The 15,215-nt window shown below is 61.4% G+C and carries 12 protein-coding genes; 8 read left to right on the forward strand and 4 right to left on the reverse strand.

Annotation, left to right across the window (positions count from 1 at the left end; genetic code table 11):
- Positions 1 to 6: 6 nt before the first annotated feature.
- Together lolD and B3R00_RS13850 are read right to left on the reverse strand one after the other, a co-directional pair.
- The gene (lolD, locus tag B3R00_RS13845) at positions 7 to 684 is read right to left on the reverse strand and encodes a lipoprotein-releasing ABC transporter ATP-binding protein LolD (RefSeq protein ID WP_286999498.1); all 678 of its coding nucleotides are present in this window, start codon (positions 682 to 684) and stop codon (positions 7 to 9) included.
- On the reverse strand, positions 677 to 1,930 hold the full coding sequence (locus B3R00_RS13850) for a lipoprotein-releasing ABC transporter permease subunit (protein ID WP_286999499.1): 1,254 nt from the start codon (positions 1,928 to 1,930) through the stop codon (positions 677 to 679). Before B3R00_RS13850 ends, lolD begins: the two co-directional genes overlap by 8 nt.
- 88 nt (positions 1,931 to 2,018) lie before the next feature.
- Here B3R00_RS13850 and B3R00_RS13855 point away from each other — a divergent pair, with 88 nt between their 5' ends.
- Both B3R00_RS13855 and recJ read left to right on the forward strand, forming a co-directional pair.
- The gene (locus tag B3R00_RS13855) at positions 2,019 to 3,029 is read left to right on the forward strand and encodes a phosphoglycerate mutase (protein WP_286999500.1); all 1,011 of its coding nucleotides are present in this window, start codon (positions 2,019 to 2,021) and stop codon (positions 3,027 to 3,029) included.
- Positions 3,026 to 4,735, forward strand: coding sequence for a single-stranded-DNA-specific exonuclease RecJ (gene recJ, locus B3R00_RS13860; protein ID WP_286999501.1), 1,710 nt, complete (start codon positions 3,026 to 3,028; stop codon positions 4,733 to 4,735). Before B3R00_RS13855 ends, recJ begins: the two co-directional genes overlap by 4 nt.
- 185 nt (positions 4,736 to 4,920) lie before the next feature.
- On the opposite strand, the gene B3R00_RS13865 is transcribed toward recJ, so the two are convergent.
- On the reverse strand, positions 4,921 to 6,741 hold the full coding sequence (locus B3R00_RS13865) for a methyl-accepting chemotaxis protein (RefSeq protein WP_286999502.1): 1,821 nt from the start codon (positions 6,739 to 6,741) through the stop codon (positions 4,921 to 4,923).
- A 272-nt stretch (positions 6,742 to 7,013) separates the two neighbouring features.
- Positions 7,014 to 8,771: a methyl-accepting chemotaxis protein gene (locus tag B3R00_RS13870; RefSeq protein ID WP_286999503.1), complete on the reverse strand. Its 1,758-nt coding sequence runs from the start codon at positions 8,769 to 8,771 to the stop codon at positions 7,014 to 7,016.
- Between the two features lie 213 nt (positions 8,772 to 8,984).
- On the opposite strand from B3R00_RS13870, the gene B3R00_RS13875 reads away from it, so the two are divergent.
- Genes B3R00_RS13875 through B3R00_RS13900 form a run of 6 tightly spaced genes read left to right on the forward strand, consistent with a single transcriptional unit; the run spans position 8,985 to position 15,108 of the window.
- On the forward strand, positions 8,985 to 9,860 hold the full coding sequence (locus tag B3R00_RS13875) for a PHP domain-containing protein (RefSeq protein ID WP_286999504.1): 876 nt from the start codon (positions 8,985 to 8,987) through the stop codon (positions 9,858 to 9,860).
- 54 nt (positions 9,861 to 9,914) lie between these two features.
- Positions 9,915 to 10,550, forward strand: coding sequence for an L-threonylcarbamoyladenylate synthase (locus B3R00_RS13880; protein ID WP_286999505.1), 636 nt, complete (start codon positions 9,915 to 9,917; stop codon positions 10,548 to 10,550).
- 49 nt (positions 10,551 to 10,599) lie between these two features.
- Entirely contained in the window at positions 10,600 to 11,262 is a 663-nt protein-coding gene (locus tag B3R00_RS13885) for a site-2 protease family protein (protein WP_286999506.1), read from the forward strand.
- A 56-nt stretch (positions 11,263 to 11,318) separates the two neighbouring features.
- Positions 11,319 to 12,623 carry a tryptophan--tRNA ligase gene (locus B3R00_RS13890; RefSeq protein WP_286999507.1) on the forward strand — a complete coding sequence of 435 codons (1,305 nt, stop codon included), beginning with the start codon at positions 11,319 to 11,321 and terminating at the stop codon, positions 12,621 to 12,623.
- Between the two features lie 43 nt (positions 12,624 to 12,666).
- A complete protein-coding gene (locus B3R00_RS13895) occupies positions 12,667 to 13,353 on the forward strand; it encodes a response regulator transcription factor (protein ID WP_286999508.1) in 687 nt (228 codons plus the stop codon).
- Positions 13,354 to 13,377: 24 nt separating this feature from the next.
- On the forward strand, positions 13,378 to 15,108 hold the full coding sequence (locus tag B3R00_RS13900) for a FecR family protein (protein WP_286999509.1): 1,731 nt from the start codon (positions 13,378 to 13,380) through the stop codon (positions 15,106 to 15,108).
- Positions 15,109 to 15,215 lie beyond the last annotated feature (107 nt).

The following is a 15,215-nucleotide window of genomic DNA, read 5'->3' on the forward strand; positions in this document are numbered from 1 at the left end:
CCCGCATCAGGCCAGCTGCCCTTTGACCAGCCGCACCATGCGGTCGCATTTGGCGGCCAGACTTTCGTCGTGCGTCACCATCACAAACGCCGTGCCTTGGGTACGCGCCAGCTCCAGCATCAGGGCGAACACCCCGTCGGCCGTGGAACGGTCGAGGTTGCCCGTGGGCTCGTCGGCCAATACACAGGCTGGCTGCGTGACCAAAGCGCGGGCAATCGCCACACGCTGACGCTCGCCACCCGACAGCTCTGCCGGGCGGTGCGCCATGCGCTCTTTCAGGCCCACGGCCTCCAGCATGCGCGCCGCTTGTGCTAGCGCGTGCTCTTGGGGATCACGGCGAATGCGCAGCGGCATGGCTACGTTGTCCTGCGCGCTGAACTCGGGCAGCAGGTGGTGAAACTGGTAGATAAAGCCCAGGTGCTGGTTGCGCAGCTCTCCCTGCTTTTTGGGGCTGAGCGTATGCAGCGGCTGCCCCATCAAATGCACTCTGCCCTCGCTGGGGCTGTCCAGCCCGCCCAGCAAATGCAGCAGCGTGCTTTTGCCCGAGCCCGAGGCACCGACAATCGCCAGCGTCTCACCGGCATGCACCTGCAAATTCACATCCTGCAGCACCTGCACATTCAGGTGCCCATCTTCAAAGCGCTTGGACAGGTGGCGCGCATCCAGAACAACTTGGTTACTCATAACGCAGCGCCTCCGCAGGGTTCACGCGGCTGGCGCGCCAGCTGGGGTAAATGGTGGCGACGAAGGCCAGAATCAAAGAAATGATGGCAATCGGCATGATGTCGCTGCTTTGTGGCTCGCTGGGCATCTTGCTGATCAGGTAAATGTCTTTGGGCAAGAAACTGGCCCCCAGTGCCTGCTCAATCGCCGGCACGATCACATCAATATTGCACGCCACCAGCAGCCCCAGCGCCAGCCCGGCAAACGTGCCAATCACGCCCACCATGGCGCCTTGCACCATGAAGATGCCCATGATGGAAGCGGGCGATGCGCCCAGCGTGCGCAAGATGGCAATGTCGGCGCGCTTGTCTGTCACGGTCATCACCAGCGTGGAGACCAGATTGAATGCCGCCACCGCCACGATCAGCGTGAGGATGATGAACATCATGCGTTTTTCCACCTGCACGGCGGCAAACCAGGTTTTGTTTTGCTGCGTCCAGTCACGCAGGTACAAAAACTCGGTAATCATGCCGGACAGCTCTTGCACCACCCGCGGTGCTTCGTGCAGATTTTTGAGCTTCAAACGAATGCCCGTCGGGCCTTCCAGGCGAAAGATGCGCTGGGCATCTTCATGGTGCAGCATGACCATGGCCGAGTCGTACTCATAGTGGCCCGAGTCAAACGTGCCCGCCACCGTCATCTGCTTGAGGCGCGGCACGACGCCCGCTGGTGTGACTTGTCCGCTGGGCGCAATCAGCGTCACGGTGTCGCCCACCTGCACGCCCATCTGGTGTGCCAGCTCCTGCCCCAGCACGATGTTGAACGAGCCCGGCGTGAGCTGCTGCAGCACCTGCGCATTGGCAGCGGCCAGATCGGTCACTTCGCCTTCGCGCTCCGGGTCAATCCCACGCACGATGACGCCTTTCATGTCTTCACCACGGGCAATTAAGCCTTGGGCCGCCACAAAAGGCGCGGCGCCTATTACCTCGGGGTGCTGCTTGGCCTGCCGCATGGTGGTGTCCACATCCTGCATGGCCTGCCCGTTGGGCGCAAAAATCTCCACATGCGACACCACGCTGAGCATGCGGTCACGCACTTCCTTCTGAAAGCCATTCATCACACTGAGCACGATGATGAGCGCGGCCACACCCAGCGCAATGCCCAGCATGGACACCCCAGAAATAAAAGAAATAAAACCGTTGCGCCGCGTGGCGCGGCCTGCACGCGTGTAGCGCCAGCCTAAAGCGAGTTCGTAGGGAATTTGCATACGTGGGCAGCATTGTGGCATTGCCATAAAAGCTGGCGTGTCATACGGGTCTGACGCAGCGGCCGTGGTTTAGGGACAATAGGCTGCTATGTCGCCTTCTGCCTTGCCTGTTTTGCCACTGCCGTTTGCTGCTCCGCCCCTGCAGACACGTGCCCGCCATATGCACCTGATCTTGCCGTATGCGGCCATGCCCTCGGACAGCTGTCAGCACGTCCTCCAAAATTTGGCACTGCCGCAGCTCGATCAGTTGCTGGCCATGCTGGACCCTGCCCACGCTGACGAAGGTACAGAAGACCACCCCATCCCCCCGCATGAACGCGCCGTCGCACGCGCCTGGGGGCTGAACCCTGATGCCCCTGCTTGGGCCGCCGTGGCACAGCCCCAGGCCTTGCCCGCGGCCAGCGCATGGATGACGCTGTGTCACTGGAGCGCTGGTGCCGACCAGGTGCGCATGGATGACCCCGCCAGCCTGCCCATCACGCAGGAAGATGCCCACGCCCTGCACGCAGTGCTGCAGCCGTGGTTTGCCGAAGATGGCATGCAACTGCAGGTCGTCGACCCCGGCCGCTGGCTGGTTACGGGCGCGCCCCTGCAAGATTTGCCCACCGCATCGCTGGACCGCGTGCTGCTGCGTGACGTCAGCACCTGGCTGCCGCACAGCAGCCACAGCCGCATGCTGCACCGCCTGCACAGCGAAGTGCAAATGCTGCTGTACAACCACGCTTTCAACGCCCAGCGGGCCCAGCGCGGGCTGCCGCCCATCAATGCATTTTGGCTGCACGGTGCGGGGCCGCTCAGCCCTGACAGCCTGCAGGCTGCGCACACCTTGCAAAAAGTCACCCCGATCTTGCTGGTAGACAGCCTGCGCCAAGCCGCACTGCGCCAAGACTGGCCCGCCTGGAAGGCGGCCTGGCTGGCCGCTGAAGCGGGCCCCATCGGCCAGGTGCTGGCCCATGTGCAGCTGGGTGGCACGGCCACCGTCACGTTCTGTGGCGAGCGCCATGCCCGCAGCTATACCAGCACCCACCGTAACTGGCTGGGCAAAATCAAGAACAATTTCAGCCCCCAGCGCTTTGCTGGCTTTCACCAAGCGCTATGAAGATTATTGAACGCGAGATTCCTGACGCCACCGTCCAAACGCTGGTGCAATCGGGCATCAACCCTTTGCTGGCCCGCCTGTATGTGGCGCGCGGCGTGCAGTCCATGGATGAGCTGGACACCGGGCTGGGCAAGTTGTTGCCGCCCTCAGGACTGCGGGGCATTCAAGAGGCGGCCTGCGTCTTGGCCGATGCGATTGCCCAGCAGCGGCGCATCTGCATCGTGGCCGACTATGACTGCGACGGCGCCACCGCCTGCGCCGTGGGCGTGCGCGGCCTGCGCATGCTGGGCGCCCAGCATGTCACATACGAGGTGCCCGACCGCATCAACGATGGCTATGGCCTGTCAGCGCCCATCGCCCGCCGCGTGCACGCCAAAGGGCATGAGTTGCTGCTCACGGTGGACAACGGCATTGGCAGCGTGGAGGGGGTGGCCGAAGCCATGCAGCTGGGCCTGACCGTGGTGGTCACCGACCACCACCTGCCCGGCGAGACACTGCCCACGCCCCACGCCATGGTCAACCCCAACCAGCCCGGCTGCACCTTTGCCAGCAAGCACCTGGCAGGTGTGGGCGTGATGTTTTACGTGCTGCTGGTGCTGCGCGCCGAGTTGCGCACACGGGGCATTTTCAACGCACAAAACCAGCCCAAGCTCGACACCCTGCTGCCGCTGGTGGCACTGGGCACGGTGGCCGATGTGGTCAAGCTCGATGCCAACAACCGCCGCCTGGTGGCCCAGGGCCTGCAGCGCATACGCAAAGGCCATATGCAAGCGGGCATACGCGGCTTGTACGAAGCGGCGGGCAAAACCTACGCACAGGCCACCACGTCAGACTTTGGTTTTGCCCTGGGCCCGCGCATCAACGCCGCCGGGCGCTTGGCTGACATGACGATTGGCATTGAATGCCTGCTGACCGACGACGACTCCAGAGCCCTGGAGCTGGCCCACGTCCTCACCCGCATCAACCGCGATAGGCAGGAGATGGAGTCCGGCATGCGCATGCAAGCCTTTGCGCTGGCCGATGAATTGTGGGAAGACGGCAGCACACCGCCTGCCGCCATCAGCGTGTTTGACCCCGATTTTCACGAAGGCGTGGTGGGCATCGTGGCCTCGCGCGTCAAAGACCGGCTGCACCGCCCCACCTTTGTGTTTGCGGCCAGCCAGGCCGAGGGCAAGGCGCACGAGCTCAAAGGCTCGGGCCGCTCCATACCCGGCTTTCACCTGCGCGATGCGCTGGACCTGGTGGCCAAACGCCACCCCGGCGTGCTGCTGCGTTTTGGCGGCCACGCAATGGCTGCAGGCTGCACGCTGGTGGAAGACCAGTTTCACACCTTTGAGCGCGCCTTTGCACAAGTCGCCCAGGAGTGGCTGGACGCCAAAACCCTCACGCGCTGCGTGGAAACCGATGGCCCGCTGGACCCCGCTTTCCGCCAGGCCGATGTGGTGGAGCGGCTGAATCTGGAAGTGTGGGGCCAGGGCTTTGCCGCCCCCACGTTCAGCGAAGATGTGGAGGTCATCTCCCAGCGCTTGGTCGCGGAAAAGCACCTGAAGCTGCAGCTGCGCCACCGGGGGGATGTGGTCGACGGCATCTGGTTTGGCCGCACCGCCCCGCTGCCCGACTGGGTACACATGGCATTTCGCCTCGACATCAACGAGTTCCGGGGCGAGCGCAAGGTGCAGTTTTTGGTGGAAGGCACCGAGGGCTGAAAAGCCCTTTGCATCAAAACCATAGCTGGCAGCGCTTTTGAATAATCCACTTCAAGGCGTTTTTATACGCGAATCCTTGCTTGACAAACGCTGGCAGCTATCAAAATAAAGAGTTAGAAAAACAACAAGGCCTGCATTGCAGGCCTTGTTGTTGGGGTGGCTACTGCCGCTGGCTGGCGAAAACCTCAGAAGCTTTCCCAGTCATCTTCCGCACCTGCTGCTACTGCAGGTGCGGTCTTGGACGCAGCCGTCAATTTGGGTGTGACCGTAGCCTTGGGCGCAGAGGCAGCCACAGGTGTTGATGCAGCAGGTGCCGACGCTCGCACAGAAGGCGGGCGCTTGGCAGCCTGCGCAGCAGGCGTTTGCGGTTTTTGAGCGGTCCGCGCAGCGGCCGCAGGCACGCTGGCCTGCGCTGCGCGCGTTGCAGCACCCAAAGGCGCTGGCATGGTTTGGGATGCGCCAGTGCCCACATTGAACACCGCCACCACCTCGGCCAAGCGCTGGGCTTGCTCATTCATGGACAGGGCTGCAGCGCTGGACTCTTCCACCAAGGCCGCGTTTTGCTGGGTCATCTGGTCAAGATTGCTCACCGCTTGGTTGACCTGTGCAAAACCATCGTGCTGTTCGTTGGCTGCGGCGCTCAGCTCGCCAATCAAGTCCGTCACGCGGCGCACGCTGGCCACAATTTCCTGCATGCTCTCGCCGGCCTGCGCTACCTGGCCTGTGCCGATGTCCACGTTGTGCACACTGGCGGTAATCAAGGCCTTGATTTCTTTGGCAGCCTCTGCACTGCGGCCCGCCAGGCTGCGCACCTCTCCGGCCACCACCGCAAAGCCACGGCCTTGCTCACCCGCCCGCGCCGCTTCTACAGCGGCATTGAGCGCCAAGATATTGGTCTGGAAAGCAATACCATCAATCACCCCGATGATGTCGCTGATCTTGCGGCTGGAGCTGTTGATCTGCTCCATGCTTTGCACCACCTGCTGCACCACGGCACCGCCACGCTCGGCCGCTTGCACTGCGGTGCTGGCCAGTTGATTGGCCTGGCGTGAAGTGTCGGTAGATTGCGTCACCGTGGCGGTCAACTCCTCCAGGCTGGCAGCAGTCTCTTCCAGGTTGGCGGCCGTTTGCTCGGTGCGCGATGACAAGTCCTGGTTGCCGGTTGCAATCTGGCCCGCCGCCGCAGAGACAGACTCCACGCCGCTGCGCACCTGGCCCACCACAGCACGCAGCTTCTCTGTCATTTCGTTCAGGCTGCGCAGCAAATGGCCCAGCTCATCTTTGCGATCGTCATGCACATCCACGGTCAAATCACCGGAGGCGATGGTGTCTGCCAAATGCACCGCTCGGTCCAGAGGACGTGTGATGGAGCGCACGATCATGCCCGCCAAGGCCATGCCAACCAGCACCACGGCCAAACAAATGGCGCCTACCCACCAGTAGGATTGGTGGCGCTGCGCTATGGCCTGCTCACGCATTTCCGTGCGCATCTGCTCTTGCATGCGCAGCAAATCGGCCTGCGACTTCACATACACCGCGATGGCAGGGCGCAGCTCGTTGGTAGCGGCTTGCGTGGCTTGCAACACATCCCCGGCTTCGCGGGCCTGGTTGATTTTGGCCACGGCTTCCAACGATTTGGCGCGATTCGCGGCGACGGTGCGCAGCTGTGTTTTCTCGGCCTCTGTCTCCACCAGGGCTTCAACCTGTTTTTGCAGCTCGGTGATCTGCGCAATTCCCTGGCTTGCCAGCGTCTTCATCTCTTGCACCAGCGGTGCTTCTGAAGACATGGCACTGACCACCACGCGCTCGACCGTAATCTGCGTCATGCCCATCCAGCGCATGGTGGCAGCAATACGCTGATCTGCCTGCTCCGTTTTGGCGTTCATGGCAATGGCCCGCTGCTCTGCCACCCATGTCAGCACGAATGCCAGCGACAGCATCGACACCATGGACCCCAGCACCACCCCCCACAGCTTGTACGCGACAGGCAGATTATTCAAACGCATGATGGCTCCCTCGAACTTATTGTGCTTGCTGTGTGCAGCAAGCTATGTGATTGCATAGCACCGTCTTGCCGTGGAGGTTCCACCATGCAAAACACCCTTTGGGTGAGATACACCAAAAGGGTGTTTTATTTTTTCACTGCCGGTCGTCGGAGACAGTGCTCGCTAACCCTGATGCGGATTGCGTATGCGGCATAAGGCGTGGCAAGCACCCGCCGGACCGGCAGCGTGGTCGCGCAGACAACGCAACCACGCAGTCAGCAGGCGATGGCGGCCTAAAAGCGCTCCCAGTCATCTTCCGCTGCAGTCACTGGCTGCTTTGCTGCAGGCGCCTCTCGCTCCTCTGCTGCGGCCACTGCTGCTGATCTTTGCTTCGGTGCGCGTGCAGAAGGCTTGGCGGCAGGCGGTAAGGCCTTGGCTGAGGCTGCCCCCGTTTTCACCCTCGCACCCGGCGCAGCCAAGGACTTGGCTACTAACATTCCCTCTTGTTGCCCTACGTTGAACACCGATACCACCTGTGCCAAACGCTGCGCCTGTTCGTTCATGGCCAGTGCGGCAGCGCTGGACTCTTCCACCAAGGCCGCGTTTTGCTGGGTCATTTGATCGAGGTTGCTCACTGCCTGATTCACCTGCGCGAAGCCATCGTGCTGCTCATTGGCGGCGGCACTGATCTCACCAATCAAGTCCGTCACGCGGCGTACGCTGGAGACAATCGCTTGCATGCTCTCGCCCGCTTGCGCCACCTGCGCCGATCCGGTGTCTACATTGCTCACACTGGCGGATATCAGCGCTTTGATCTCTTTGGCCGCCTCTGCGCTGCGCTGGGCCAGCGAACGCACCTCGCCCGCCACCACGGCAAAGCCACGGCCTTGCTCACCGGCACGGGCGGCTTCCACCGCTGCATTGAGCGCCAAGATATTGGTTTGAAACGCAATGCCATCGATCACACCGATGATGTCGGCGATTTTGTGGCTGCTGCTGGTGATTTGCTGCATGCTGCTCACCACCTGCTCCACCACATGGCCGCCACGTTCGGCCGCTTGCACGGCCGTGCTGGCCAGTTGATTGGCTTGGCGTGCGGTATCTGCAGACTGCGACACCGTGGCCGTCAGCTCTTCAATGCTGGCAGCGGTTTCTTCCAGGTTGGCGGCGGTTTGCTCCGTGCGCCCAGATAGATCTTGGTTGCCTGTGGCGATCTGTGACGCTGCGGAAGAAACCGAGTCAACGCCATTGCGCACTTCGGACACCACGGAGCGCAAGCGCTGGGTCATCGTATGCAAGCTGCGCAGCAATTTACCCAGCTCATCGCGGCGGTCATCATGCACATCTACCGTCAGATCCCCAGCAGCGATGGTGTCTGCCAGTGCCACCGCCCGATCCAGCGGCGCCGTGATCTGCCGCACCACCACCATTGACAGCAGCAACCCCATCACCACCACCAGCGCCACCGCTCCACCGCCCAGCCACATTGCCATGTCACGGGCCTGCTGCCCTTCAGCCAAAGACTGATCGCGCATGCGCTCTTGCAAGCTCACCAGATCCGTCTGGGTTTGGTTGTAGACCGATACGGCAGGCAACAACTGCGCCTCTAAGAAACTGCGTGCCTGCGCCATATCGCCGGCAGCACGCAATTTGCCGATGGCTGCCGTCGCCTCCAGCACTTGTGCTCGCGCTTGGGCAATTTTTTCGAGCTGCTGTCGGCCTTGCGGGTTGGTCAGCTCGCGCTCCATCGTTTGCTGCAGTGCAGTGGCGGCAGCGATCCCTTCCTGGGTCTTGCCCTGCGCATACGTACTTAGCGCTTCCTCACTCGACATTGCGCCCACCACCACATGGGATACCGCAACATCTGTCACACCGCGCCACTGCACGGCTTGGCGAATGCGGTTGTCATAGTCTTGCACCTCGACACGCTCTACCGCCTCCAAACGGCTGAGGTAGGCGGTCATGGCGAGACCTGCCACCAAAGTCAGCGCCATCACCCCCAGCAGCAAGCCCCAGATTTTTTTAGCCACCGATAAGTTTTTTAATTCCATACCCTCCCCTTTCATTTTTTCAGCGCCATACGGCGCCCATCACAACAACCCACTACAACCACTTCAGCACCTCACGGAGTATGGGTAAGTGCTAAAAAAATGCGTGTACAGACCTGATGCTCCTTGCGGAATCTCAAACACCGTTAACAATCTATACACCACCGCTTTGATTTTTTGTGCTGCATGCCACAGTGCTTGCACCCCTACTTTTTTATGCAACGTCCTTTCCATGCTGATCTGCACTGCCACTCCACTTTTTCGGACGGCACGCTCTCGCCCTCCGCCTTGGCACAGCGTGCCCAAGCCAACGGGGTGACGCTGTGGGCATTGACCGACCATGACGAAGTGGCGGGATTGCCTCAAGCGCAATCTGCAGCGCACGCGTGCGGGCTGGATTTTTTAACGGGTGTTGAAATCTCGGTCAGCTTTGCCAACACCACGGTGCACATCGTCGGACTGGGGTTTGAGCCAGACAACCCAAGCTTGCAACAAGGCCTGCATGCCTTGCGCAACAGCCGGGGACCACGCGCCCAGGAGATGGGCTTGCAACTGGCTGCGGCCGGCATTCCCAACGCGTATGAAGGCGCACTCAAGTACGTGGGAAATCCTGCACTGATTTCACGCACCCACTTTGCGCGCTACCTGGTGGAAGCCGGTGTTTGCCGAGACACCTACGAAGTCTTTAAGCACTACCTGGTCGAAGGCAAGCCGGGCTATGCGCCACAACGCTGGGCCTCCTTGGAGGAGGCAGTGGGCTGGATCACCCATGCACACGGAGTGGCCGTCATTGCCCACCCTGCGCGTTATGGTTTCAGTCACGCTGAGGAATACGCTTTTTTCAGCAGTTTCAAAAACTATGGCGGCCAGGCGCTAGAGGCCGTCACAGGCAGTCATGCAGCACACGAGTTCTCGCGTTACGCCCATTGGGCCAAAGAATTTGGCTTTGCCATTTCACGGGGCAGCGATTTTCACAGCCCGCAAGAATCGAAAATCGACCTGGGCACGCTGCCCTCTGACCCGGCGGGGGTTGCAGGCGTTTGGGAGTTGCTGGCAGACCGCATACACAGGGCCGGCACCACCGCCCCCTAGCCACACTCGCATGCGCGCACAATCCCATCTTGCGCAAGACAAAGGACACTCCCCATGGCACAGTACTTTGAGATTCACCCCGACAACCCACAGCCCCGCTTGCTCAAACAGGCGGTGGCCATTTTGCAAAAAGGTGGGGTGCTGGCTCTGCCTACTGACTCCAGCTACACACTGGTCTGCCAGCTGGACGACAAAAACGCCGTGGATCGTCTGCGCCGCATTCGCCAGGTCAATGACAAGCACCTCCTGACCTTGCTCTGCCGCGATCTGTCAGAGCTGGCCAATTACGCGGTGGTGGACAACCGCCAATACCGGCTGATGAAGCTGGGCACACCAGGACCCTACACCTTCATTTTGGACGCCACCAAAGAGGTTCCCCGGCGTGTCAGCCACCCCTCACGCAAAACCATTGGCTTGCGCGTGCCTGATCGCAAAGGCACCCAGATGCTGCTGGAATTGATGGGAGCACCTTTGCTGGCCACCACCTTGATTGCCCCCGGAGAAACCGAGCCCATGAATGACCCGCAGGCCATTCGCGAGCGTTTCGAACATGCCGTGGATGCCGTGGTCGATGCGGGCGCCTGTCCCTTAGAGCCCACCACCGTTTTGGATTTAACTCCCATGGCTGGCGGTGGAGACCCGGTGGTCATGCGCCAAGGTGCAGGGAGCTTGCAAGCGATTGGCTTGTAGCGTCGCCCCGGCGCAAGACAGCCTCAGCGATGTTTGCGACAATCGCTGCGTGCAAGAACTCATCCAAACCGTCCTCATCTATGCCCTGCCCGTGCTGTTTGCCATCACGGTGCACGAGGCAGCCCACGGCTATGCCGCTCGTTACTTTGGCGACCACACAGCGTCCATGCTCGGGCGCATCACACTCAACCCCATCAAGCACATCGACCCTATTGGCACCGTCTTGATGCCTTTGCTGCTGTACTTCTCCACCTCCGGTGCCTTCCTGTTTGGTTATGCCAAACCGGTACCTGTGAACTTTGGCAATCTGCGCCACCCCAAGCGCGACATGATCTGGGTGGCCTTGGCAGGTCCAGCGTCCAACTTCATCCAGGCGATTGGCTGGGCGGTGGCACTGGTCATCTTGGTGGCGATGGGCGTGCAAGAGCGCTTTTTCATGGAAATGGCCCGCGCAGGCATCTTGGTCAACCTGGTGATGTGGGCCTTCAATCTGTTTCCGCTGCCACCGCTGGATGGTGGCCGCATCCTGGTCGGCCTGCTGCCCACCAAGCAAGCCATCGCGGTCTCGCGCATTGAGCCTTACGGCTTTTTCATCGTGCTGGGCCTGGTGTTGCTCGGGGTGGTGGGCACCTACTGGCTGCGCCCGCTCATGAATGTGGGCTACGAGGTGATTGACTTGCTCATCACCCCCCTGCTGGCCCTGCTGCGCTAACCCTTTTGGCTGGCAGTGATGGCACTGCAAGCCCTGACTTTGAACTTGATAGAGCTATGAGCACCACCCGTTTCCTGACTGGCATTACCCCTTCCGGCACCCCGCACCTGGGCAACTACGCGGGTGCTATACGCCCCGCCGTGACCGCCAGCAGACAGCCCGGCGCAGACAATTTTTATTTTCTGGCGGACTACCATGCGCTGATCAAGTGCCAAGACCCGGCCCGTATCCACCGCTCTACCTTGGAAATTGCCGCCAGCTGGCTCGCTTGCGGCCTCAACCCGGAGCACGTGGTTTTTTACCGCCAATCCGATGTGCCAGAAATTCCAGAGCTGAACTGGTTTCTCACCTGTGTGACAGGCAAGGGGGTACTCAATCGCGCCCACGCCTACAAGGCATCCCAGGATAAAAATGCCGAAGCGGGCAAGGATCTGGACGACGGCGTCACGGCAGGGCTGTTCATGTACCCCGTGCTGATGGCCGCCGACATCTTGATGTTCAACGCCCACAGAGTCCCCGTGGGCCGTGACCAAATCCAGCACATTGAAATGGCACGCGACATGGCGTCCAGCTTCAACCACCTGTATGGCGAGCACTTCGTACTGCCCGAGGCGGCTATCGAAGAAAGCGTGGCCACCTTGCCTGGCCTCGATGGTCGCAAGATGAGCAAAAGCTACGACAACACCATCCCGTTGTTTGCGCCCCGCAATGAACTCAAGAAGCTGATCAGCAGCATCGTCACCGACTCGCGCGCGCCCGGTGAGCCCAAGGAGACCGAAGGCTCGGCACTGTTCCAGCTCTACCAGGCTTTTGCCACCCCTGAAGAAACCGAAACCATGCGCCAGGCTTTTGCCAACGGCATTGCTTGGGGTGAGGCCAAGACCATGCTGTTTGAGCGCATTGATGCCGAGCTGAGCCCCATGCGCGAGCGCTATGAAGACCTGATGGCCCACCCCGAGAAAGTGGAAGCCGCGTTGCAAATCGGTGCCGAGCGTGCCCGCGCACTGAGCCGTCCTTTTATTGCCAAGCTGCGTGCCGCCGTCGGCCTGCGCAGCCTGGCCAGCCAAGACGGCGGCTCTCACAAAGCCAAAGCGGCTAAAGTTGCCCTGCCCAGCTTCAAGCAATACCGCGAATCTGACGGCAAGTTCTACTTCAAGTTCATGGCGGCAGATGGTCAATTGCTGCTGCAAAGCACAGGTTTTGAACAGCCCAAGCAGGCGGGACAAAGCATCGCGCAGTTGCAGCAGCAAGGTGCTGACGCCTTGACGGTGCTGGCGCCCATGCTGAAATGGGCTGACGGCGTGACGCACAGCGACGTAGCGCAAGCGCTGCACAAACTGCAAGAGGCGGCAAAGGCTTAAAACACCGGCGCCGACCAACACAGACACAGAGGGGAGCATCTGCATGCGTATTGCTGTTTTGGATGATGATCGTCTGCTGCTCGAGATGATGGAGCGTGTGATCCAAGAAATGGGCAACACCTACCAGCTCTATGAGACAGGGCAAGCCTGTTTGCAGGACCTGCGCCGGGAAACGTTTGACATGCTGATCGTGGACTGGGAGCTGCCCGACACCAGCGGCCCCGAAGTCATTCGCTGGGCACGGCAACACCTGGATGCCTCCCTGCCTATCCTGTTCATCACGCACCGCAGCGAGGAGCGCGACATTGTTGAAGGCCTGCAATGCGGGGCGGATGACTTCATGACCAAACCCGTGCGGGTGGCAGAACTCAAAGCCCGCATGCATGCGCTGCTGCGCCGGGCGTACCCGGAATGCACCGATGATGTGCAAACCTTTGGCCCCTACACCTTCACACGCTCTTCGTTGAGCGTGACTTTTGGTGGCAAAGAGGTGGTGCTGACCTACCGTGAATTTGCCCTGGCGTTGCTGCTGTTTCAAAACGCTGGCCGCCTGATGTCACGCGATCATTTGCGCGAAGTCGTTTGGGGGCAGAACTCCGAGGTCCTGTCGCGCACGCTGGACACGCATGTATCGCGTCTGCGCCAGGTGCTGCAACTGCGCCCGGGCAACCGCTATTCGATTGCAGCCGTCTACGGCTTGGGCTACCGCTTGGACAGCCACGAGATCTAGCTTCGCCCTCACACCGATTGCCCCATGCACGCCTTCGCAACCCTATTTGTCCGACCGGCCAGTCTCGTTGCCTTGGCATGCACAGCCGCCGTATTTGCTGCCGCTGCACAAAACAACACCCCATTACTGCGCAGCAGCACCATCCAGCACAAGGTGCTGCAGGGGGACACGCTGGAACATCTGGCGCTGCGCTACTTGGGTGATGCCTCCTTATGGCCTGCTTTGCAAAGCCACAATCGCGTTGTCAGCCCCTACCGGCTGCAGCCCGGCTCGATACTGGAAATTCCCCGTCAGTTGCTGCGCGCGGCCACAGCGTCGGTGGACTATGTGCATGGCGATGCCCACGTGCAGCGCAGCGGCGCCACGGCCTCTGTGACACGCGGTATGGCCCTGCAAGAAGGCGACCGCATTACGCTGGCGCCGAATGCGTTTGTTGCAGTCAAGCTGGCCGATGGCAGCACCGTGCGCGTGCAGTCTGCCTCGCAGCTGGCACTGAGCCAGCTGCGCCGCCGTGGCCGTGCGGGCAGCCTGCAATCGGTGCTGGAGGTACAAAGCGGGGGCGTTGAAATCCAGGTTCCCGGCAAGCCTGACGCACAGCGGCAGCTTGAAGTCATCACCCCCGTGGCCGCCACCAGCGTGCGCGGCACGGTGTTTGATGTGCAGCTGTCGACGGAGGGCCGCACGACGGCAGCCGTGCTGCAAGGGCGCGTAGCGGTGCAGGCGCTGGCCGATGCCGGGCACCCCACACCGACTACGCTGCACAAGCACAGCGGCATTGCGGTGTCGGCCAATGGCCAAGCAGGCAGTGTCACCACGCTGCTGCCTGCGCCTTCTGCCCAAGACTTGCCAACGCTGAATGAAGATGCGCAATGGCTCCACCTTCCCATGCCGGCATGGGCACCCGCCAAGGGCTGGCGTGTCAGCGTCAGCCAGGACGCCCTAGGCCAGCATGTGCTGCGCAGCGGGCAATTTAGCGGCCCGCTGGCGCGTTTTGCGGCGCTGGAAGATGGCGATTATTTCTTGCATGTGCGCGCCATCGATGCGCAGGGCATCAGCGGCATTCCCGCCACGGTGCCGTTGCGCGTCAAGGCACACCCGGTACCGCCTTTGGTGCAAACACCCGCGCCCGCAGGTGTGCTGGCACAAGGCGAAGCCCAGCTGCAATGCACACCCGTAGATGGGGCCGTGCAATACCGCCACCAAGTCATTGCAATTGACAGCGTGCAATCTGCCGCGCCTGCCGCCGCATTTGCCCAGCCGTTGCTGCGCGGCCAGAGCGACGCCGAGTGCGCGATGGATTTGCGCAACCTGCCCGCAGGCAACTACGCTTGGCGCGCCGCCAGCGTGCGCATGGTCAAGGGCCGCGAAGACCAAGGCCCTTGGGCAGCGGCCCACACCTTTCAGATTGCAGCCAGGCCCCAGGCGCCTTCCTTGCAAGCGCTGCAGGTGCAGACGCAAGCGGGTATTTCCACCATCCACTGGCCTGCCGAACCAGGTCAGCGTTTCCGCCTGCAGGCTTTTGCCAGCACCGACAGCAACAGCCTGCCTGCCCTGGACACCGTGCTGGAGCAACCCCACTGGACCGCTGCCGACCTGCCCGCAGGTACATGGCATATCCGCATCCAGGTGCAAGACCCATCGGGCTTGCGCAGCGCCTTCTCGCCCCTGCGCAGCGTGCAAGTGCTGCCGCTGGTGCGCGCTGGCTTCGGCGCACCCGTCAGCTCTGGCACAGGGCTGGGGATTACGCACCAGTGATTATTCTTAAAAGAGAGCATGTAGCGCGCATGCAGAAAGGCTTTTCTATGCATTTTATATGGAAAGCTTTATTTATCGAGCGCCAGCAGCTCTCTTTTTCTTAGCAA

Source organism: Comamonas sp. UBA7840 (assembly GCF_002501455.1).
GTDB classification, from domain to species: Bacteria; Pseudomonadota; Gammaproteobacteria; order Burkholderiales; family Burkholderiaceae_C; genus Comamonas; species Comamonas jiangduensis.